At 32.8% G+C, this 22231-nt stretch carries 23 protein-coding genes; 11 read left to right on the top strand and 12 right to left on the bottom strand.

Going from position 1 to position 22231, the window contains the following annotated elements; all coding sequences use genetic code 11:
* Nucleotides 1-46 precede the first annotated feature (46 nt).
* Nucleotides 47-622 (top strand): thiaminase II/PqqC family protein, encoded by a 576-nt coding sequence (locus D1869_RS05720; RefSeq protein ID WP_156014300.1) that lies wholly within the window; start codon nt 47-49, stop codon nt 620-622.
* 339 nt (nt 623-961) lie between these two features.
* Here the strand turns inward: D1869_RS05720 and D1869_RS05715 are convergent, their stop codons facing one another.
* Complete coding sequence (locus D1869_RS05715; RefSeq protein WP_010979054.1) at nt 962-1411, bottom strand: helix-turn-helix domain-containing protein; 450 nt, start codon at nt 1409-1411, stop codon at nt 962-964.
* Between the two features lie 626 nt (nt 1412-2037).
* Between D1869_RS05715 and D1869_RS05710 the strand changes: the two genes are divergently transcribed.
* From D1869_RS05710 to D1869_RS05685, 6 genes are all read left to right on the top strand, one after another.
* Nucleotides 2038-2745 (top strand): hypothetical protein, encoded by a 708-nt coding sequence (locus D1869_RS05710; RefSeq protein ID WP_156014299.1) that lies wholly within the window; start codon nt 2038-2040, stop codon nt 2743-2745.
* A 62-nt stretch (nt 2746-2807) separates the two neighbouring features.
* Entirely contained in the window at nt 2808-4040 is a 1233-nt protein-coding gene (locus D1869_RS05705; RefSeq protein ID WP_156014298.1) for an RNA-guided endonuclease InsQ/TnpB family protein, read from the top strand.
* An 85-nt stretch (nt 4041-4125) separates the two neighbouring features.
* Nucleotides 4126-5685: an ABC transporter ATP-binding protein gene (locus D1869_RS05700; RefSeq protein ID WP_156014297.1), complete on the top strand. Its 1560-nt coding sequence runs from the start codon at nt 4126-4128 to the stop codon at nt 5683-5685.
* A complete protein-coding gene (locus D1869_RS05695; protein ID WP_156014296.1) occupies nt 5663-6646 on the top strand; it encodes an energy-coupling factor transporter transmembrane component T family protein in 984 nt (327 codons plus the stop codon). The genes D1869_RS05700 and D1869_RS05695 overlap by 23 nt, the downstream gene beginning before the upstream one ends.
* Nucleotides 6647-6658: 12 nt before the next feature.
* Nucleotides 6659-8221: a phospholipase C gene (locus D1869_RS05690; RefSeq protein ID WP_156014295.1), complete on the top strand. Its 1563-nt coding sequence runs from the start codon at nt 6659-6661 to the stop codon at nt 8219-8221.
* Nucleotides 8203-8736 (top strand): hypothetical protein, encoded by a 534-nt coding sequence (locus tag D1869_RS05685; RefSeq protein ID WP_156014294.1) that lies wholly within the window; start codon nt 8203-8205, stop codon nt 8734-8736. The genes D1869_RS05690 and D1869_RS05685 overlap by 19 nt, the downstream gene beginning before the upstream one ends.
* 235 nt (nt 8737-8971) lie before the next feature.
* Here the strand turns inward: D1869_RS05685 and D1869_RS05680 are convergent, their stop codons facing one another.
* The 4 genes from D1869_RS05680 to D1869_RS05665 all read right to left on the bottom strand — a co-directional run bounded on the left by D1869_RS05680 (nt 8972) and on the right by D1869_RS05665 (nt 15309).
* Complete coding sequence (locus D1869_RS05680) at nt 8972-10045, bottom strand: hypothetical protein (protein ID WP_156014293.1); 1074 nt, start codon at nt 10043-10045, stop codon at nt 8972-8974.
* 835 nt (nt 10046-10880) lie between these two features.
* Nucleotides 10881-12314, bottom strand: coding sequence for an APC family permease (locus D1869_RS05675; protein WP_156014292.1), 1434 nt, complete (start codon nt 12312-12314; stop codon nt 10881-10883).
* A gap of 153 nt (nt 12315-12467) precedes the next feature.
* Nucleotides 12468-13583 (bottom strand): hypothetical protein, encoded by a 1116-nt coding sequence (locus D1869_RS05670; protein ID WP_156014291.1) that lies wholly within the window; start codon nt 13581-13583, stop codon nt 12468-12470.
* Nucleotides 13584-14232: 649 nt separating this feature from the next.
* Complete coding sequence (locus tag D1869_RS05665; protein WP_375781479.1) at nt 14233-15309, bottom strand: HoxN/HupN/NixA family nickel/cobalt transporter; 1077 nt, start codon at nt 15307-15309, stop codon at nt 14233-14235.
* Between the two features lie 158 nt (nt 15310-15467).
* On the opposite strand from D1869_RS05665, the gene D1869_RS05660 reads away from it, so the two are divergent.
* The 4 genes from D1869_RS05660 to D1869_RS05645 are packed head-to-tail and all read left to right on the top strand — an operon-like array spanning nt 15468 to nt 18206.
* Complete coding sequence (locus D1869_RS05660; RefSeq protein ID WP_156014290.1) at nt 15468-15965, top strand: NADH-quinone oxidoreductase subunit B family protein; 498 nt, start codon at nt 15468-15470, stop codon at nt 15963-15965.
* A complete protein-coding gene (locus tag D1869_RS05655) occupies nt 15962-17485 on the top strand; it encodes a nickel-dependent hydrogenase large subunit (protein ID WP_156014289.1) in 1524 nt (507 codons plus the stop codon). Before D1869_RS05660 ends, D1869_RS05655 begins: the two co-directional genes overlap by 4 nt.
* The gene (locus tag D1869_RS05650) at nt 17482-17973 is read left to right on the top strand and encodes a hydrogenase maturation protease (protein WP_156014288.1); all 492 of its coding nucleotides are present in this window, start codon (nt 17482-17484) and stop codon (nt 17971-17973) included. The genes D1869_RS05655 and D1869_RS05650 overlap by 4 nt, the downstream gene beginning before the upstream one ends.
* Nucleotides 17974-17975: 2 nt before the next feature.
* On the top strand, nt 17976-18206 hold the full coding sequence (locus D1869_RS05645; protein WP_156014287.1) for a HypC/HybG/HupF family hydrogenase formation chaperone: 231 nt from the start codon (nt 17976-17978) through the stop codon (nt 18204-18206).
* Here D1869_RS05645 and D1869_RS05640 read toward each other — a convergent pair.
* The 7 genes from D1869_RS05640 to hypE are packed head-to-tail and all read right to left on the bottom strand — an operon-like array spanning nt 18184 to nt 22184.
* On the bottom strand, nt 18184-18492 hold the full coding sequence (locus D1869_RS05640; RefSeq protein ID WP_156014286.1) for a hypothetical protein: 309 nt from the start codon (nt 18490-18492) through the stop codon (nt 18184-18186). The two genes, D1869_RS05645 and D1869_RS05640, sit on opposite strands and share 23 nt — an antisense overlap.
* Nucleotides 18455-18760 carry a hypothetical protein gene (locus D1869_RS05635; protein ID WP_231113745.1) on the bottom strand — a complete coding sequence of 102 codons (306 nt, stop codon included), beginning with the start codon at nt 18758-18760 and terminating at the stop codon, nt 18455-18457. The genes D1869_RS05640 and D1869_RS05635 overlap by 38 nt, the downstream gene beginning before the upstream one ends.
* Complete coding sequence (locus tag D1869_RS05630) at nt 18732-19445, bottom strand: class II aldolase/adducin family protein (RefSeq protein WP_156014285.1); 714 nt, start codon at nt 19443-19445, stop codon at nt 18732-18734. Before D1869_RS05630 ends, D1869_RS05635 begins: the two co-directional genes overlap by 29 nt.
* A gap of 13 nt (nt 19446-19458) precedes the next feature.
* Nucleotides 19459-20589, bottom strand: coding sequence for a hydrogenase formation protein HypD (hypD, locus tag D1869_RS05625; RefSeq protein ID WP_156014284.1), 1131 nt, complete (start codon nt 20587-20589; stop codon nt 19459-19461).
* Nucleotides 20582-20860 carry a HypC/HybG/HupF family hydrogenase formation chaperone gene (locus D1869_RS05620; protein ID WP_156014283.1) on the bottom strand — a complete coding sequence of 93 codons (279 nt, stop codon included), beginning with the start codon at nt 20858-20860 and terminating at the stop codon, nt 20582-20584. The genes hypD and D1869_RS05620 overlap by 8 nt, the downstream gene beginning before the upstream one ends.
* 2 nt (nt 20861-20862) lie before the next feature.
* Nucleotides 20863-21117 (bottom strand): hypothetical protein, encoded by a 255-nt coding sequence (locus D1869_RS05615; RefSeq protein ID WP_231113744.1) that lies wholly within the window; start codon nt 21115-21117, stop codon nt 20863-20865.
* Between the two features lie 11 nt (nt 21118-21128).
* The gene (hypE, locus tag D1869_RS05610) at nt 21129-22184 is read right to left on the bottom strand and encodes a hydrogenase expression/formation protein HypE (protein WP_156014282.1); all 1056 of its coding nucleotides are present in this window, start codon (nt 22182-22184) and stop codon (nt 21129-21131) included.
* Between the last annotated feature and the right edge of the window lie 47 nt (nt 22185-22231).

The following is a 22231-nucleotide window of genomic DNA, read 5'->3' as shown; positions in this document are numbered from 1 at the left end:
AAAATGGTTAATCGAAATTTATTAAACCGTTTGAAGATAGTTAATTATGTTAAGCGAAATAAGAAAAGAAATATCTGAGTTAAATTCACGTATTTTATCTCATGAACTTTTCAATTCGATTGAAACTTTAAAGTTATTTTATGATCAACAGTGGTATATAGTTAACCACGATTTAAGGTCATTAGCAATAATGATTTCTAGAGCGAAGGAACAAGATGAAATTGATTTCTTTGTTAGTGCACTTCAGGGCGACTATGAAGGTTTAAAGATCCTTAGAGAGATAGCAGAAAAGAAAAGGGAGCCCATTCCATCAGTTGTCTCTTATACTCATTATTTAGCATGGTTAGCTAATTATGCTAATCCTGGCGAACAAGTTTTAGGTCTAGTTGTTAACTTGCCAGTATGGTCTTATAACTGTAAAAGGTTAGTTGAAAAATTTAAAGATAAGTATGATGTACGTTTTTTGGAACTGTTTGCTAATGTTAAGGTTGATGAGAGAATGGCTGAAGAAATTATAAATAGATATAAAGGAAGATACTTAGAAATTGCAAAGATGATTCAGTATTACGAATACGAATTTTGGGAGGGATTAAAGAATGTCGAGAAAAAAGGGAATATATAACATAGGTCTTAGTTATATAGGCAGAGGAGCCCTCTACCTTTTCATATTTGCAATAATCTTCGGAATCTCTGAGTATTATAACATTTTATTAGTTGTAGCGATGTTAATTACAGTGTTAGCTGGATTAAGTTTTAGACAAGGTTTCTCAAGGTTAAGTGCAGGACATAAGGTGGGATACATATCATCATTTCTGATCATTATTGCTTCTCCACTAATAATTTTATCATTGGCTTTTCCGCAAATAGGATTGCTGGGCTATCTAGTTTTAATTTCTGGGTTTGTAGGAATAAGTTTTGAATATTATTGGATATATTTTGACTATCGTACAAAAAACCTAAATTATGCTTCACTACTTTGTTCTATTTCTATATTACTTCTAGTACTTTTAGGTAAAGTGCCATTTTCATTGCTTTTTTTAATAGGCCAAGCTGTCGCTGTTAGGTCATTGAGATAATTTATGAAGGATTTCCTTACCTCTACTGCTAATTCTATTATATCATTTGTAATTTTCTCTCTAACCTTAGTATTATCAACATAATATACGTACTGTGGTTTTCCTCTTCTAACTATTCTTACATCTCTTTTCTTTAATATTAGTCCTTTATTTTCTAGCTTTTTAATATAACCCATGATGCAAGATCTACTTATATTTAATTTTTCTGATAATTCATCTGCGTTAAGTTGTTCTTTGGTCTTTGCTAAATATAGGAAAATTTCTAATTCTCTTTCATTTAAATCGTAAATAAACGTTAAAGGCTTGAGCTCTTTTGGTATTTCCATTTTCTCCATATTTTCACATATTTCATTGCTTGCTTAAATTTCTTTCTCCACTTGATAATTATAATTTTAAATATAAACATTATAAACATTATACTATCCTTCATTTTAAAAAGTATAAATTATATTGTAATGTAAAAACAGTTTTAGATTTCACTAGACATAATTTTTGTAATGATAAATATTGCTTATGCCTAGTTATGACTTAAATGTGTTACATACTTAGCTTAAAATGCTTGAGTTTACAACTGATGAGGGCAGCAATATCCCTAAAAATCTTCATCAAGCGAAGAGAAGACATTGCCTTTAAAATCTCAGAAAGTATAAAAAGTAATAATAAACTTTTTAGAAAAAACTTTCACCTTACGTTAAAAATATGTCAGGTAAAACAACCTTTAAAATGAAAATAGTTCAATGATAGGTAATAAAAATAAGAAGCAAAAAATAAAAGTGATATTAATTAACGGGATAAATATTGTAACTTTTTACGGTAAAAGAATATTGCTTAACCATTGAAAGAAGTATTATTGTTTATATATCTGTATATAGTTTATTTACATCTATGTAGATTAAAAAATTTACATAGATTATAAAGATAATTATTATATAGTTGTAATGATTACTAATCGTGAGAGAATATGAGTTTTAACGGAATATCTGGAGCAATAAATGAACCAGGACAAATTCCTTGGGAAATTGTTTTAATATACTTCGTTATGGCGTTAATTTTTGTCTTTTATTATGGAAAAAAGAATGGAGGTTTGAAGGTTTTCTCTACGCTAGACTTAGTCTATATAGGTATTGGTGCAGCATTCTCAGTAGCTTGGGAGTTTTTTATTGGTAGTTATATAGACAAATTCTTGCCACATACGCCTTTTATTAATGTAGGATTTTGGGGAAGACTAGTAATTGTATTTATTGTAGCTGCATTAGTCAGAAAAGTTGGTGCTGGAATGCTAACCTTACTTATATTTAATTTACTTAGTGATGTCTTCTACTATGGTTTCGGAGGTGAACCAATGTTCACTATATACGAATCTTTGACTTATGGGCTCTTCGTAGACCTAATGATAGCAGTTACTGGAGGTAAAATTTTTGGAATCGGATTTGTTCCTAAAAATGGAGGAAGTAATGTGCAAAGAATCAATTTAATCTCTACTATTTTAGCTGTCTTTGAAGGTGGGATTTTAGGATTATTGTGGGCTATGCCAGATCCAATATTTTATTCCGGTTTCTTCGGTCCGTTTATATATGGTTATGCTCCTAATTGGGCACGTATTGAATTTGAGTTAGGTGCCTTTATAAAGTTTAGGGGTTCAAAGGGGGCGAAAAACCTCGCCTTTTAAGGCGGGGATGGATAGCCCCCTTTGTAGAAATATTTTTTAATCCACTCTCGAACATTTTATTAATGCCCAACGTAGGGTTCCGCTTTCGTGCATATGCTGACGATCAAACAATTAGGGCGTTAAAAGCCCAGTTGAGGTTAGCATGTGAGATGTACAACACCCTACGCTGGGCAGATATCTATTTCTACCAAAGGGACGGAAAGGGTCTTACACAAACGGAGTTAAGACAGCTCGCTCTAGATCTAAGAAAGCAAGATAAGGAGTACCAACAACTCTACTCACAAGTAGTACAGCAAATTGCCGATCGTTATTACGATGCTAGGGATAGGTTCTTCAAAGGTCTAGCATACTTTCCTAAGGAGAAGAAACCCCATAAGTACTACTCTCTTGTTTACCCACAAAGTGGGTGGAAAATACTTGAGAGCAGGGAAATAAGGACTAAGAGTAGGAAGAATAAGAAGAAGCTGGTGTTATTGAGGTTATCAAATCTCGGCGTGTTTAAGGTCATTGTTCATAGGGACTTCCCGCTTGACAAAGTAAAGAGGGTGGTAGTTAAACTAACACGTTCAGAGAGAGTATATGTCTCCTTCATAGTTGAAGGTGTTGGATTCTCTCAACTCCCAAAGACTGGTAAGGTAGTTGCAATAGATGTTGGGATAGAGAAACTCCTAACCACGAGTGATGGATTCTATTTCCCTAACTTGAGACCTTATGAGAAGGCACTTGAGAAGATAAGGAAACTCCACAAGGTTCTCTCGAGGAAAGAGTTCTTGTCGAAAAATTGGTTTAAAGCAAAAGTGAAGTTAGCTAGGGGTTATGAACACTTCAAGAACTTGAGACAAGACCTCTATATGAAGTTGGGTAAGTGGTTCGCACAACATTATGACGTTGTAGTAATGGAGGATATAGATGTTAAACAACTGGTGGAGGAGTCAGAAAGGAAGTTGAGGATGAGGTTACACGATGTTGCATTCCATGAGTTGAAGAGAATACTAGAATATCAGTTGGAAAAATATGGAAAGAAACTGTTGTTAATAAATCCAGCATATACTTCAAAGATGTGTGCCAAATGCGGGTACGTAAAGAAAGAGTTAACTTTGACTGACCGTGTGTTCAGCTGTCCTAAGTGCGGTTGGGTTACTGATCGTGACTATAATGCTTCTTTAAACATATTGAAGAGATCGGGGTGGGAGCCATCCTTAGTGCCTGTGGAGCTCTACCCTCTACCCGTAGCGAAAAGCTACGGGCAAGGTGGGGCTATGAAGCAGGAAGCTCCGCCCTTCAGGGCGGGGTAGCTCACTCCTGGAGATTTAGTGTTTGGTATTATTGCTGGACTTTTGGCCCTAAGAATTGTAAAGGCTGTGGGACAATGAGGTGTTAATGATGATTAAAGTAAGAGATTTACAAGTCACTTACCAAGGAAGAGTTTCTCCTTCATTAACTATTGAAGAGTTAAGTATTGAAGAGGGAGAGTCAGTGCTTATTGTTGGTAAATCTGGTTCTGGTAAATCTACTTTAGTTAACGTTTTAAACGGAGTTATTCCCAACATGATTTTTGCGGATGTTAAAGGAGAAGTAGAAGTTTTTGGAAAAGATCCTAGGAAAACGCCAATTTATGAACTTTCTAGATACATAGGAACTGTGTTGCAAGACCCAGAAATGCAGTCTTTTAACTATTCAGTTGAAGACGAGATAGCTTTTGGGCCGGAAAACCTAATGTTACCTAAAGAGGAAATTGGAAGAAGAGTTGAAAATTCGGCAAAAGTCACTGGTATCTATCATCTACTCGATAGGGATACTATGACTTTGTCCGGTGGCGAGCTACAGAGAACCGTAATTGCCTCAGTTTTAGCAATGGAGCCGAAAGCGTTAATCTTAGACGAACCAACATCCAACATTGATCCTAAAGGAACAGCTCAAATTTTTAATCTCATAAAATACTTTAGAGAGGAGAGAAGAACTCTAATAATTGTAGAGCATAAGTTAGAAAGGGTTCTTCCTTATGTTGATAGAGTTATTTTAATTGATAAAGGTAAGCTTATCTTTGATGCAGAGAAAGATGATTTAGTTAACAAGGCAGATACTTTATACGAGGCTGGGGTTGAAATACCAGAGTATTATCTCCATATGAAGAAGTACGGTAATGTTAAGTCTTATAGATATTCTCCTCCACCTAGAAAGGAAGGAAGGGAGGAAATTCTCTATGCTAAAGTAAGGGTTTGGGTTAGGAAGACTGGGAAAAATTTAGTTAATGCTGAGATAAGACTAAGGAAAGGTGAAATAGTCGCTTTAATGGGAAATAATGGTGCCGGTAAATCAACTTTGTTAAAAGCAATTATGGGTTTAATAGATGATAAAAAGCTAGTAAGCGAGACAGAAGTTGTAGTCAAAGGTAGGAACATTTCAAAGGCCAGCATACCAGAAAGAGGAATGTATATTGCTTACTTACCACAGAACTTTGATGTTATGTTAGTGAAAAGGACTGTTGAAGATGAGGTCGCTTTTTCTATGAAAAATAGAAAATCTTTCTCTTCAGATAGACTAAACGAAATATTAAAAATGTTCTCCTTATATGACATAAGAAAAGAAGACCCCTTACTTTTATCCATGGGACAAAGAAGAAGAGTTGCAATGGCATCAGTTATTGCATCTGGTGCTGATATAGTTTTTATGGATGAGCCAACTAGTGGACAAGACTGGTATCATAGATATATGTTAGGGAAGGAGATACAAGAATTAAGGGATAAAGGCTTTACTTTTTTGATTGTAACTCATGATTCCCGTTTCGTAGATAGATTCTGTGATAGGGTTTTAGTTATGAATGAAGGTAAGATTATTGCTGAAGGTAAACCCGAGGAGGTTTTTTCTAAAGAAGATCTTGATATTTATCCTCCTACGGAATATCTGGTGAGTAAGCATGGATCTCTCTTTTCTTTATGAAAATCCCATAACTCAGAACATAATAAGTTGGTATTTAGTCCTTTTCGGCATAGCCTTACCAGTACTTTTAATATTCTGGTGGATAGGATTAAAGGGGTTTGTTGAACTAACGAAATATGAAAAAGGAGAATCATTTTTATACAGATTAAATCCCATTACTAAGATACTCTTCGGAATAGTTATAATGGCAGTTGCATCAACTACTGTATGGTGGATTGGAGCTTTATTAACATTTGCAATATTACCACTTTACCTCACGTTAAATAACGGTTTAAAGAAATTTGGTTATGTCTTGATGCTTACATTCTCATCCTTAATAGGTTCTACGTGGGCAATAGCACCATATACACCACCATATATTCTTAATGAAGTATTCCCAAATCAGAATCCCATTACACTATGGGTTTGGCCAAATTACTTTACAGTTATGGGGTATGTCCCTGATCTAACATTGCAAGCGATCTATTATGGGTTACAGACGGCATTTAGAATTACTGTAACACTAGTTTCAGCTCTCTTATTAGTTGTTTCTACTTCAGTATCCGACTTATTTAAATCATTTACCCAAATTAAGGTACCTTTAGCTATAACATTTTCCCTTATGGTAGGTTTTAGGACAATTCCAAAGATTTTTGAACTGTTGGATACATCATTAAAAATGCAAATTTTAAGAGGTCTTGGGTATGGTAAGCCTAGAATATTAAGGTTATTTTATTACATTTTAGGTGGAGTTATGGCTATAGTACCCACAATGGTTTATCTTTTTAGGGGTGCTAAGAGTTTAGCAATTTCAGCAGATACGAGAGGATTTAGGGCTTATCCAAAAAGAACATTATTAAAAGAACCACAAATAACAAAATATGATTACATAATGCTTGGCATAATTATTAGCTTAATAATTTTAGATATAGTAGCTAATATGATGGGATTTGGTAGAAGTATACCGTATGTAGGATTATGAATAGAGGTGATAGTGACGAAGAGATATCTAGTTGTGCTTCTCTGTTCATTTTTTCTCTTAGCTACTATTTCTCATGCAAGTGCTACAAAGACTCCTATTCAGCATGTTATTATAATAATTGAGGAAAACCATTCTTTTGACAATCTCTTTGGTACTTATCCCTTTGGTTATCCATCAATAGTTAATAATGTGACCTTATCGGTAATGTGGGTAGAAGGGCTATATAATAACTATACTCAGCTTGAGGAAAGTAAAAATGGTGTATTGCAATGGATTAGTGTACCCGATGTACCTTGGTTACCAGGATTAGGTTATTCTCATCCATATTATGCTGACGCTTACGATACTGTCGATCCATATGAAGGATGGAACGCATATCACGGAGATTATTGGTTTGGTAAACCTATAGGTTTTGTTTATTATTCCGGGTCACAATCAATGGCTTACTTTTCATATCAACAAGCTTGGATCCTATGGGATTATGCTGAAGAATACGTTTTAGCTGATGATTATTTTGCTCCAGTTTTAGGATTAACGGAACCTAATAGAGTTGCTTACCTTACTGGTTTTCCGCCAAACTTCTATTCAGATGAAGCTTCATATGTAATCCCCTATAACGATACAATATTCTATCAGCTCTCCTCTCATGGCATAAGCTGGGGTTACTATGTTTACGACTATAGAGGAGGTACTCCTTTTCCATTAAACGCTTTTATTGGTATAAACCAAGCAAAAAGTCATATTCATTCTCTCTCTGATTTCTTCTACGATTTGAAGTCTGGCAATTTACCAGCAGTAAGTTGGGTTATGTTAATCGGTTGTAACAGTGATTACTACGATATGCACCCACCATATAATATAACTGCCGGTGAGATTGAGTTAGTAAAAATAATAAATGCTGTAATGGAGAGTAAATTCTGGAATTCTACCGTTATTTTCATAACTTTTGATGAGGGTGGGGGCTATTTCGATCAAGTTGTACCACCAGCAATTAATCATTATGGCTTAGGTCAAAGAATACCGCTTCTAATCATATCACCTTATGCAAAAGAGGGATGGGTTGATAACTACACCCTAAGCGGTTACACTTTGTTAGCCTTTATTGATTATAACTGGGGCTTGCCTTGGCTTACTCAATGGGTTGAAAATAGTGATATACAAGGGCTATTAGAGGCATTTAATTTCTCCTCATCTCCTAGACCTCCAATAATATTAGCTCCAAATAATTGGACTTATCCAATTCCATTACAATATCCAATTCATTACGGTTATATTGCAACAGTACCTAACTATAAGTCGTATGCTCAAGTTTATCCAGCACCAGCAATGTTTTTCTTATTACCACTTGAAATAATAGTTTTTGCATTACTGTTTATCGGGGTTAAGAAGAGACTACTTGTACTATCCAGTTTACTACTTTTCTTATTGACTTTAGGAATATCTATGTACTATTATCAAGTTGATAATATATATTCATTTATTTCTCAATACTATGTTTACTCTTCATTGATTGGATTTCTAGTAACTGGAGTTGTATATTTGAGGAAGAGAGGAAGATGGATGCCTCAACAATAGGTTTTATTTCGTCCTTTTTACCGTGTAGTTTTGAAGGTTTTGAAATGTCAATGTTTTATTCCCTAGCTTATATAAAAAATAGAGCTAAGGCTAATCTTGGCGCTATTATTGGAATCTTTTCTGTTTTAGGGATGTTGTATTTAACATATCTTTTCCTACCAATTTTAATTAGTGATACAGGAGAGCATATGCTAAAACTCATCTTAGGCTTTACTTTTTTTGTATTGGCAACTTATTTCCTATATAGAGAAGATTATCCAGAACCTAAAACAGCATTTGTTACAGCTTTTATAGGAATAGTTGCTGAAGGAATTGAGGTTAATCTCTTTTCAATAAGTGCTTCTCTTATGACTGGAAGTTATATGGGTATTTTAGGTGGCATAATTGGTTTTCTATGGACTTTATTTCTATTTAAAGAATTATCCTTAAGGGTTCCAAAAAGGGTTATGAAGTATATTGCTATTGGAATACTTTATTCCGTAGGTTTTGTAGTATTAACTAGTGGAATTATTTAACTTACTATTTGAAGTTTAACATAAAAATCGTAAGCCATTTTCATAATAGGCACTACATGCTACGCACCTCTAACAGAGCTGAGTTTTGCAGTCGTGGAAACTGTAAAGGAGTAAAAGAAATAGTTTTAGCTTAAGCTAAAGAAAGTGAAGTAGATAATGATATTAACGAGATATTTTTGTATTATTAGACCTTGTATTCCTTCACACTTATAGTGAATATATTGCTAAGCCTTTCTTAATATTTCTGTAACATTTTATAAATAATTAAATCAAGTAGAAAATTCGAAATACTAACCATTAGGACTATTGCACTGTAAAGACTAAACTCTAACATAAACGCTATAATTAGAGAAGCAACAGAAGAGAATATTACATCTAAGAGATTAAATAGAGCAGAAAGTTTTGTACTAAAGTTTAACATCTTCATTATTGCTTGCTCTGCAGAAGGTCCCCTTAAACTCGATAATATATGGATTAGCGTTACGGCTGATAAGAAGATAAAGAGTGATAGATTATAAAAAACTGCTATAAATAAGAAAGAGGCTAGCTCTAAGACTGAAAGAATTAGATACACTTTGTTACTTATCTTATGACCTATAAAGAGGAAGGCTATAGCGGGTATTTGGAATAAGGTTAAATAAAGGCTTATCTGTTGGGGTGCATAATTCATGAATATTGAAAGAAGTATTAAAGAGATATAACCTTGGAGAAAAGTTTTACGTAGGGCAATAAGAAAATCTACAACAAAGAGAATCTTTCTAGAAGACTTTAGGCTCTGAAGAAAATCTTTTAAACTATCTTCAGGCTCCTTATATTTTATTCTAGTAGAAATTAGTACGTTAAAAATCAGAATAGGTAAGAGAATAAGTATTAACAAATCTGTACCTATGAATACTGATAAATAGTACAACCCAATTCCAGCTATACTTGTTATTGCAACTGACCCTAACATCAGTGAATAGTCCCTTTTAGTAAAATCTTTTTGGATTATAATAACAGCTGAGTAAATCGCACTAGATATGGCAGTGATAATTGCTATTAAAATAAAACTGTAAATATTTCTAAATAATAAAAAAACATCTGATATAGGTACTAATAATGCAGAGAAGATTATATTTCTTGGAATGGAAAATGTAATAAGTATGACGTAAGATAATGCTTCTGCCACTAGGTTTAGGGTTAATATTAATCCTACTTGAAAGCTACTTAAACCAACAGCTTTCATAAATGCTATATATGCAAAACTCATAAAACCTCCGAATAGAGAGAATAAAGCTCTGAACAACATTACGTAAACTTTTTGATTCAAAATTATTCACTAAAATTTCTTATTAGTGGAATTACATAAGTTATGTCTTCTAAATATTTGTAAGTTAAATATAGTTTATTTGATACCATATATCACTATATATATCTTTGTAGTTAATAATTTACACAAATGAAACGATTTATTCATTAAATCAGATCTCTGATTTATCATAAGATGTTTTTGGATTTATAGTTAATTACGAGTAATTTGAGTATTCTATAATATTGATTTAGAGAAAATGGAGCTAGATTCTTTGTGTTTACCTATGGCATAACTTATCCTTACTTTTTATTAGTTCTAATTTAGCCATGGGTAACCTATATAAATATAATCATAAAAAGATTGTATTGAGGAATTATTAAAAATAATTAAAAGTTACGTAAAGTTGTTACAGTCTAAGATAGATATGCTTGTCTCAAAATTTCATTAGCTGAAACTTATGTTTTTGTAGGTCTTATATAGATATTAAATCTTTTAAATAATATCATTACTTTAATATTTTAATATCTTCTGTGAGTATTTTGAAATATCTACTAAATGTCAATTGAGAAAAACTTTAATCGAATAATAGTGGTGTAATTATTGATAGTGTCGTCATTTGTATATAAATTTATTAAATGACCTTTCTTTATAAAGAGTATAAATATTGAACTAATATATTGCTATGTGCTAAAAATTTATAGAAATATAAATAGCTTAGTGACGACATTATGTAATTATTCAAATAAAAATCTAAAATGTAACAAGTAAAATTATATTTCTCGTTATGTAACCTAAAAAATTGATAGCTAAACTCTATTGATGTATTGTTAATATCATATAATAACGACCTTGTTTATATAGCAAATTCTCTCACTTTTATTTTCTTGGCTCTATATATAAATAATATTGAGAAAACCATTAATCCCGCGAAAATATATACGAACTGTTGCCCTATAGTAGATGGACTAAAGTATAATCCTAAGACAACTATAGCACCTAAACCTAGAGAAGATAAGACTGATATTATCCTATATATCCAATGAACGTGTTCTTTCAGACTTTCTCTACCCATAGGTTTGTGTTTAAACCAGAAGAAAACTATGCCAGAAATACTATCCATGAAGAACTCCATTGCTAAGAATATTCCCGCAGCACTTAATACTATTGTGAAGAATGATTGAACTGAAGGAGAAACTAGCATTAGGGTGTTAATTAAAATATTTAGCCCCGACATAATGAGTATGTTTGCCCAAGGACTTCTAAATCTGTTATGAAGCCAGCCAAAGATCGAAGGTAAAAGATTATCTCTGGCCATTGCATACCAGGCTCTGCTTAATATGAAGGCAGTTAACCAAAGAGAGCTTGCAGTAGAAGTAAGGACTGCTAGGTTAATTAACCATGCATATGAAGGAACTACGTTTTGAGCCCACGTGAACAATGGATCTACACTGCTTGACAGTGAATTTAAAGGTGTCTCTATTGTCATTAAAGGCATTGTTATTGCATATATTATAAGGACGCTAATTAGTCCTATTATGCCACTTAAACCGGGCCATTGTCTAGGCTTCTTTGATTCTTCTGAGGAGTAACTATCGATCTCCCATCCGTCAACTATAGTTGCAGCTACTATCATTGCTAATATTATCCCGCTCCAATTTACATTTGGATCAAAGAACCAGCTGGTGCTGAACGGATTCACGACTTTAAAGTTTGTAAAACCGAAACCTAAGAAAAGCCCTAAAATTATAAGTTCTACCGCTAAGAAAGTTTCAGTAAATCTCGCTGTAGGTTTAGCCCCTAAAATAAGGGGTATTGCAGAAATTATTACCCATATTATTCCAGTTAATGCAATCCAAAGCTGATTAGAATATACACTGTATGAAATTATCCTGAGAGAATAAAGCAAAGCAAGAGTGTATTCCCCTGCAGGAATAACTATGGGTGGAATTGAAAAGAAGTAGGCTAAAGTTACTACCCAAGCTTGAAAGGCTCCAAACTTTTTGCCTATAATCTTAGTGCTCCAATGGTATGAAGCACCTGCATTAGGATAATGAATATTGAACTGCCTGAAAATTAACGCAACTAATATAAAAGGAATTGCGGTTAAAAAAGTTGACATTATCGCTTGAGGCCCTGCTAAGGATACCACTACTCCATAAGCAGCGGCAATACTGAAAGTTGGAGCTACTGAGGACGTGGATAAAGGTATTAAATCCAGAATATGTAACACATTTCTTTTAAGATCTGATATATTGGTATGAATACTATGAATGGTCTTTCTTACCATATGTATATATCATTTAATAATATATAAAAAGTTTATTTTCGTAAGAAATCTTAGGTTAACATATTAACCTAATTAAAGTTTCTGCGATTCAATTCTGACTATAAGTTATCTTGCATATTATAAGGTTTAAAATATAGAGATAGAGGAAAAAAGTTAAGAGAAAAAAGCGTAAATTTGCCAAAATGTAAATAGAGGTGTTAAAGTTGCTGAAGTTATCACATATATCAGTAACCAAGTTCTGTCAATTTTCAATGAATGAAATGATGGAAATGCAGCAAGCAATAATCTGGGAATTGAAATTGCTGGTGTGCCTATAATAAAAAATAGCGGAATCATTACTGATAAAGAATAAATTAAATAAAACAATTTATCCTTATCCTTAAGTCTTAGCAGCATTATAGTTAGAATGATAAAGAAAATCTCAAAACTTAGATTCCTTATTAACCAATCTATTGGTTTTAGTTCAAAAGAGAGTATAGTCCAGTGCTGAGTAGTGAACCAACCATTCATTATCCAATTAACTTGAGCTAAAGGAGTGACAAATTTTACTCCCCAAATATTTCTCTCTAGTTCAAAATAGTAGAAGGGGTTACCAGTGGATAGATAGTACCAGATTAATATAACAAAGCCAGAAACTAACGGAATTATAATAAATTTTAGGAATAATTGTTTAAGTTTAACTGCAAATGATGGTAAGGTGAAGGCTATACTATAAAAATTTGTAATAGCAAAGCCCATTGCGATTGATGCAGGAAGAATTTTTCCCTTCTTTAAAAAGTAAAAGACTAACCCTACGGCTGTTAAATAGATAACGTCAGAATAAGGTAAAGTGGAATAAATTATGTAAACGGGGAATAGTTCCAGAAGTAAAGCTGTTTTATAGCCAAATACTTTATACACTATTATAGGAAATAAATATCCGAATATGTTTGTAACAATAAGAGCGCTTATGTAATAACTACCAAAAATAAAGTGGACTAAATGGATTAAGAAGGGGTATATAGGTGGAAAGGCGAATAAATAAGGTTTTATATAACCATATTTAGCTATCGTTTCAAAGAGTGTAGAATCCCATTTACTTGTTAATAGATAAAGGGTATCTGAGCCAGAGATAAAGTATGGTGGAAAAATTACTAGAAATTTCATCATAGTAAGAACTATAATTAACTTAGTAACTTTATGGCTAATTTTCATGTCTTCATATTTTATAGAGAGTGATTTAAGTTTAATCGTAATATCATAGAGTAAATCAAAAATGTAATCTATCATCATGTTATGATATTTTAAGCATTTAATTTCTATGCAAAAATAAATATTTTGGAAATTTTAATATGTTTCGATAGAAATCTACTAATAAATTCAATTCACTTATATTATCTATATTAGTCTAAATATAGCTATCACGATAGTTATATCAAATCATAAGCTTGTTAAATGATTATATCTATGTAAAGAGTTCACATATTAAATATAAGACTTTTATCTTTTTTAATTTATAGTTATTCCATTACCATAAAAATCGTAATATTCATTAACGAGTTGATAAGTATTTTTAATTCGATTTCTTATTTTATTTACTTAAAGATTTTCATGGTGCCGTCATTTTACAAATCTATTAAACAAGGTAAATTTATATAAACAGTAGATGCAAAATAAGGTTTTTGTGTAGCTTATTTTAACATAGAAGAATAAATAACTTGATAATAATACTATGAAGATTTTCTATTAGCTACTTTTTCTTATATGTTTAATATAACGTAAAAAAGAAACGATATTCTTATAACTGAAGATCCTTGAACAAGTTTTTATCATAGGATTTTTAGTATTTATTAGTGGAGTTATTGTTTCATATTTATCTGACTAGTACTGTGGGGTAAGCTCAATTATTGATGTAAATCTTTAAAAACTAGTTTAAATTCTATAATTTATCATAATTTTCTATTTTTATTTTATATAATATGTAAGATAACATCCATGTTATTGCAAAAGTGCTAACAATTATTATTCCAATGCTAGACCAATATGTTTCCCCATTTATTGTTGCTATCCAATTCCAGAAACTACCAGAAAGATTAAATTCTGATTGTATTAATCCTAATAGTTCAAAGGTTCCTACAATGTATGCAACTATTATCGAAATAGTTGTCATCGTAAGATTATACCATAATTTTCTAATTGGACTTCCCATAAATGCCCATCCGTAGGCTGAATTCATAAAGAACCCATCTGTAGTATCGATCAATGTCATTCCCGCTGTAAATAGGAATGGAAAGACTAATAAACTCCATAAAGGTATTTTAAGAAATACTCCCGCCGTAGCAGCGGATATTGCTAATACTGCTGTCTCCGATGCTGTATCAAAACCTAAACCAAATAAAACCCCTATTGGATACATATAATATTGTCTATCAACAATCTTGAATAATTTATTAAAATATCTGTTCATAAAGCCTCTCTTTAGTAGTAATTCTTCCAGCTTATTCTCACTAATTTGTTTTTCTCTGCTATATGCTTTATAAATATTATAAATCTCCAGAAGCACTAATAGATTTAAAAATCCTATAATATATAAAAATCCCCCACTAACAAGCGTACCCATAATAGAGCCTAAATTTTCTAATGTGGGTATGTCAGAGGTAATTATTCTGGTAGCTATCATTAATGCTATGCTTAAAAGAATAACAATTGTAGAATGCCCTAAAGAAAAGAATAACCCAGTAAAATATGACGATTTTTTCTCCTGAACTAATTTCCTTGTAGCATTATCTATAGCTGCTAAATGATCTGCGTCAACAGCATGACGTAATCCAAATAAGTAAGCTAATATTCCTAGAACTAAAAACGTTGCCTCTGTATGTGCTTCTTTAATAGTTATTTTTACTGAGGGGCCTATTATATTAGATAAAGAGACAAGCCATAAGAATAAGAAAACTGTAATGATGATTTCTAAGCTATAAAATAAAATCATTATTCTTAGCGGTATAGGGATCTTCAATCTATGACCCCTAAATTATAATTATCATTTCCATTTTAAAAATCTTACTACTAGTTATTTCTTCTATTCATACCTATCTAAGTAAATAAATTTGTAATAAGATTAAAAAAGGAAATGTTTATCAAAAGATTTAAAGTTAAGTTACTCTATAAGAATATATGGATTATTGTGAAGCGTTAGAGAAGATATTAAAAAGTAATATTGTTTGGATTGAAGCTCAATCTTGCTCTGGCGAAAGTATAAATATATTAAAAAGTGGTTGTAGATCATTGGAAAATTTATTCTTTAATTCTTCTCCTTTTAAATTATATTCGACGATGTGTGGAGAAAAGTGTGGAAAAGACTATCTTAATGAGTTACTTTCCCAAAAGGACTTCGTTCTTGTTATTGAGGGTGCAATTCCAAAAGGAAAAGACGAGCTTTGTTATGTTGGAGAATATACATGCTCTCAACTAATTTCTATGTTAGCCGAAAAAGCTAAAGCAATTATTGCAGTTGGTTCATGTGCAGTAAATGGTGGTATTATTAGAGAATTAGGGTATGTAGGGGTAAGTGAGTTTTTAGGTAAAAAAGTTTATGAAGTTCCTGGTTGTCCAGCATCTGAGAAAATGATGATTGCCGCAATTTATTATGCCTTAACTGGTGGTGCAAAGTGAAGATTGAACCCATAACTAGAGTTGAAGGTCATTTAGGTGTAGATGTAAATATTGAAAATAATGTCTACACTGACGCGAGAGTAAAAATAACTATGTTTAGAGGTTTTGAACTTTTACTGAAAAATAAAAAATTAAATCTAGCTCCAAATATTGCTGGCAAAATTTGTGGAGTTTGCGGTGCTACACATACTTTGGTTTCTATTGAAGCTTTAGAAATGGCTACCGGAGTTTATCCCTCTTCTGGTGTTATTGATTTAAGAAATGTTGCATATGCATTAGCTGATATTATGTATAATAACGTCACTGTAGCGTTTCTTTTTGAAGGTATTGATTTCTCCTCTCCCATAGTGGCTTCTTTTACTCCTTCTCAATATGAAAGAGCATTAAATACTCCGTGTGTTTATAAAGATCGTCATGGTTATCAAAAAGTTTCTGACTTAATGGATAATTTGTATTATAAAGGAGAAATATATAGGATTTCGTTAAAGATTTCTACTAAATTAAGAGATTTAGCTACTCTAATTTGGTTAAGATATCCGCAACCAGTATCTTTAAGGATTGGAGGAATCGAGGTTAGGGATCTAAATGTCGTTGATAAAATTAAACAAGGACTTAGTGAAATAAAGAACGATATAGAGAAATTATTCTATGTTGCATTAGAACTTAGAGAATTTTATAAAGGTATATATAAAGATATAGGTGCAAATTTCGTAACTTATGGTCTTTTAGAATCACATGACTATAATGCCTCTTACGAAGAAATGGATAAATGGGGTTCAAAGAGATTTATTCCACCCGCACTAGTCAAAAATAGTGAATTAGTTTCAAGTAATTTAAGAGATATTTTACTAGGAGTTAGGATTTATATTGAAGATTCAGCGTACGATCAATGGAGTCAAACTGTATTTAGTGATCCCTTGGGGAATAAAGTTGATTTACATCACCCATGGAATAAGGAGACTAAGTTGAAGAACTTTAAAGGAGACTATTTATTTACGGTTAAGCAGGCTTTTAACTCAGAAGAATTCATGCCATCTACTGGAGATATAGCAAGGCTTTATGCATATAGAGTGGTTAAAGGAAAACCTAAAGCCTTTGATCACGAGTGGGAATATGTTGCTAATGATGTTATTGAAAGATTCTTTGCCAGAGTATTTACTATAGGTTTACTCCATGAGTACTTATTGAATGTGGAGGTAAGTAAGGAGATAAAACAGAATAAGAGAAAAGAGAGTGAGTTGGCAGTGGGAGCACATGATGCACCTAGAGGTGGTAATGCTCATTGGGTTATATCAAAGGGTGACACAATCACAAGATATCAAATTATAACTCCCACAGATAGGAACTTTAGTAGCAATGACGGACCAGTAGAAGTAAGCATCATTGGGCAAAGAGTTACTGAGGAAGTAGAAAAACCTTCTGGTTTAGATGTTTTACGTGTGATAAGAAGTTTTGATCCCTGCTCCGCATGTGCCGTACATATTATAGGCAAAGACTACGTTTTGGAGAAGTTAATATGAGCAAAATAATTATAGGCGTTGGTAATAGGTTAATGGGTGATGATGGTTTTGGTTCATGTCTAGCTGAGATACTTAAAGAATTTGTTTTTGATGCGGATATAATTGATTTGGGTTTGTCACCTTTATTCGATATTGAGTTAGATAAATATAGTACTATAATTATTTTAGATATAGCTAATATAAATGATGAATATGGAATATATGAGCTTAAAGCTAGTCAAAACTTAGAACCTTTATCTCATGATTTAGGTCTATCTATTTTGCTTAAAATGTATGATAATAAGAAGTTTTATCTGATAGCTTGTAAGCCAGAAAGCATAGATATTAGGGAAGGATTATCACAAAGATGTATAGACAGAATCGAAAAATTATTACCAATTTTTAAACATTTTTTAGAGGAGCAGGGAATAAAAACGAACTTTAACATTCCAGATATTATAAGATATATTAAAGAGAAATGTGTATATAACCCGGAAAAGAGTGAATAATTATGGAATATGATCCCTATGATATTGCACATGTTGGGAAGATCATAGAAATTCAAGGTGAAGAGGCTAGGGTTGATTTTAATGGAATTATTAGGAATGTTAAAATTTCTTTAGTTAATGCTAAAGTTGGTGATTATGTTCTAGTCCATGCCGGTTACGCTATTAAAGTTTTAAACGCCGAAGAAGTTGAGGAAGATTTAAAGAATAAACTTAAATCTCTTTTATCTGATTAACTATTTCCTCTACTTTTTTCTTTATATCATCTATTTTAACTTCTTCTCCCAACAAATAGTAGAATATCATATCTAAAATCTGTGAATAAAGAGGGTAAAGTTCTTTATCATTCCTTATAGTAGCCACTAGCATCTTCTTGTAATCTTGTGATGAATCATCTAAATTATATTTATAAGTCGCAATTTCTTCTATGCATCTCATAATAGCTTGCATTTTTACTGTATTGTCATTTGTATTTTCAGATATTTTAAGTAGTTGTTTGGCTAGGTAAGCGTGAGAGTTCATTTATTAACACCTCAAGCCTTTTATTTATCTCCTCCTCAAGGTAGTAATTTTCAACCTTAACTTTTGCCTTACATTCTTTCAGTATCTGAATTCCAACTGCAATTACTAAAATTGGTGATGTGTAAGCAGAAATTGGTATATAATATATTGTAGTTTCACCGTTCTCTTTACTAACTCTAACTAAGCCTAAGTCTACAATTGATATTCCAGTTTCTGGTTCTACTACATTTTTTAAATTTTCAAGACATTTTACCAGCTCTTCCTCCAAATTTCACCGCCCTAATATATCCAGCCCCAGGCTTTCTTAAGTCTAATAAAGTTAATTTATGCTTTATTCCACCAAGTGTCTTAGCAGCAACATTAAATCTTGCCCACTCATCTAAGATTTCCATAAAAGCTCTTGCTTCATGGATACAAGCCCCAGCTGAAAAAGCCCCATGATTTAATGTAATTACTACTCTAGGTACTTTCATTCCTACTCCTTGGAAAGCTTCTCCTACTGCTTTAGCTAATTCTTTAGTTCCAGGATGATAGTAAGGTATAATCTTAACTTCACCCAAAATTGCTGCAGCTTCTCCGTGAGTAGTTTCTAAAAAGCCAGATATTGTTGCTCCCATTACGTATGGTACATGAGCATGAATTACTGCATTAACGTCTGGCCTTTTTTTGTATACTTCTAAATGTGCATATACCTCTATTGATGGTTTTAGATCTCCTTCTATTACATTTCCGTTAATATCCACAGCAATTAAGTCTTCAGCAGTTAAACTCATCCTTGGATAACCTGATGGAGTAATCCAAATTTTATCACTACCGGGTAATCTAGCACTTTGGTTTCCACCAGCGTTAGTTACTAATCCTTTATAATAGAATGCCCTTACAGTTTTTACTAACTCTTCCTTTAGTTGTTGTTCATTAGTTTGACATAATTTACAATAAGTGTTTCCTATCATATAAACCGTATTCTCACCTCTTACATTTAGGTACTAAATTAGTAATTTTATGATGAGCCCATATCCAACAAGTTCCTTCTTGGGATACCATTGGTGCGCCCTTAGGATCTTCTGGTTTACAAACTTTCATATATAATGGACATTCTGGTGGGTCAATTAGCCCCATTACTACTTCTCCACATCTGGCCCCAGTTACATACTCATCCTCAGTGGATATACCCTTCTTTAACCCATATCTTTCCCTAGTATCTACATGTTTAAATTCCTCCTTAAGCCTAAATCCAGCCTTAGGAAAAACAGCAACTCCTCTTACATATCCGTCCTCAAGATCAAATACTTTCTCCATAGCAGTTTGAGCTTTAACATTTCCTTCCCAAGTTACAGCTCTCGTATACTCATTTTCCAATTTGGGTTTATTCTCATATATTTGTCTTAATAACATATACACTGAAAGTAAAATGTCCAGCGGTTCAAAACCAGAAAATACTACAGGTTTTTTAGTCCTTAAAAAGTACTCGTAGTAGGGTTTCATGCCAGTTATAGTTGCTGAGTGCCCAGCAGAGATAAATGCGTCTATTCCCAGCACGTTTGACTCCATAACAGAGCCTTGTATTGATGGCGTATATCTATAAGAAACTAGAAAACTTAAGTTTGGTGGGACATTAGAAAGTATTTCATAAGCCGTTGCTGGTGCTGTAGTATCCATTCCTACAGCGAAAAATACGAACTCTTTATTTGGTTCCTTTCTAGCCATTTGGACAGCATCTTGGACTCCATAAATTATTCTCACATCAGCACCTAATGCTTTAGCATCTTGCAAACTCATTTTAGTTCCTTTTGATCTACTCATATCACCATATGTCATAACTACTACACCGTCTAAGGCCAATTTTACAGCATCATCAATATCTTTAGCTGGAGTTATACATACTGGGCATCCTGGTCCAGCCCTCACTTGGACATTTTCGGGTAATAATGCTCTTATACCATAATGTGTTATTGTCCATTCATGGGAACCACAGACATGCATTATTGCAATGTTTTCTTCTATCTTTCTTGCTAATTCATTAATCTTCTCTGTAATACTCTTTGCTAATGTAGGATTTCTATAATATTTTAATATTTTCGGAAGATCTTCACTCATTTCCACCACTCCCTATAGCTTCATAAAGATCTCTCTTTTTCTGTTCCTCATCTAGTTCCTTTGTCATTTCTTCCCACATTTCAATAGTTTTTTTAGCCTCCTCTTCATCCACTACTTGAATTGCATAACCAGCATGGACTAGAACATAATCACCAACTTTAGCATTAACTAAACTTATTAGTATATTATCTCTAATTGTACCAGCACCAAAATCTACTTTAGCGAATTCTCCGTTAATTTCTATTATTTTACCCGGATAAGCCACACACATTCTTATTCACCAGAATAAAGTTTTCTCATCTCCTCAATTTCCGTCTTACTTAACTTACTAACCGGTAGATAATCTTCATCAACATAAAGCATAGGAATCCCACAATGCTTTGGGACTACAAGCTCTTTACCACATACTTTACATTTAAGATATTCTATCTTTCTAAAGGTTCCTTTTAAAACGTACTCCATTTCTATTCCACAGTGTTCTGGTACTTTTTCCTCATGCTCACAAATCATACAAACCAATTTAGCCATTAAAATCACCTTTAGCAAATTCTGGGTACGGGGTCTCCAGTAGGTCTAGTTACTAATCTTTTACCTCCAATTACAGTTTCTAATATTACTCCTTCAATATCCTTCCTAACTTCTCCTATAATATTTGCATCTTTACCCCATGGTGTACTACGGAGAGCTTCTAAAACATCTCTAGCCATTTCAGGCGAGACAGCTAAGACGGCTTTTCCTTCATTTCCTAATTCAAGCAAATCTAATCCGAGGAATTCTATTGCACTACTAACTTCTTCTTTTACCGGTATTTCACTCTCTCTAATATAAATTCCTAAACCTGATTTTTCAGCCCAATCATTTAATAAATCTGCTAATCCACCTCTGGTAGGATCTTTTGCATCAGCTACTCCACCAACTTCTAGAACTGTTTTCATCATTTTATTTAATGGAGTCACATCAGATTGAATATTTGACTCAAATCCTACGCCTTCCCTAGATGATAGGATCGCTATTGCATGATCCCCTATAGTTCCTGAAACTATTATTTTATCTCCATCTCTAATATTCATTGGAACTAACCATTCATGTTTAACATTCCTATTTTTCCTCAACACGTTAAAGTTGTGTTTTAGTTCTTCAGATGCTACGCCAATTCCAGAGGTATTTATAACAATTTTATCTAATGCATTTTTTTCCATAACTTTTGTGTCACCAGTAACTATATGCACATTGGCTTCTTCAGCAGTTTTCTTTATACTTTCCACTATTCTGGCTAAATCTGATTTTGGGAAACCTTCTTCCATTACTATTGCCAAGCTTAGAGCTATTGGATCTCCCCCCATCATTGCAATATCATTTACAGTTCCGCTAACTGCTAATCTTCCAATATCTCCCCCTTTGAAAAATATAGGTCTTACAGTGTAGGAATCAGTAGTAAATACTACTCCATTTATAACAGCCGCATCATCTAGAACATCTAGCCCAACTTCTCCAAAGCCGTCATATAGCTGAAGAAAGTACTCTTTAATGAGATTGTGCATGTAAGCTCCTCCAGCTCCGTGAAGCAAAGTTATTACACTTTTAGGATCACTCATATTATCTCTCATTATTAAAGTAGTTTTACCTAATATTTAAGGATTTC

It is taken from the genome of Sulfurisphaera ohwakuensis (assembly GCF_009729055.1).
Lineage (GTDB): Archaea > Thermoproteota > Thermoprotei_A > Sulfolobales > Sulfolobaceae > Sulfurisphaera > Sulfurisphaera ohwakuensis.
This window is presented reverse-complemented; position numbering and strand designations above follow the sequence as displayed.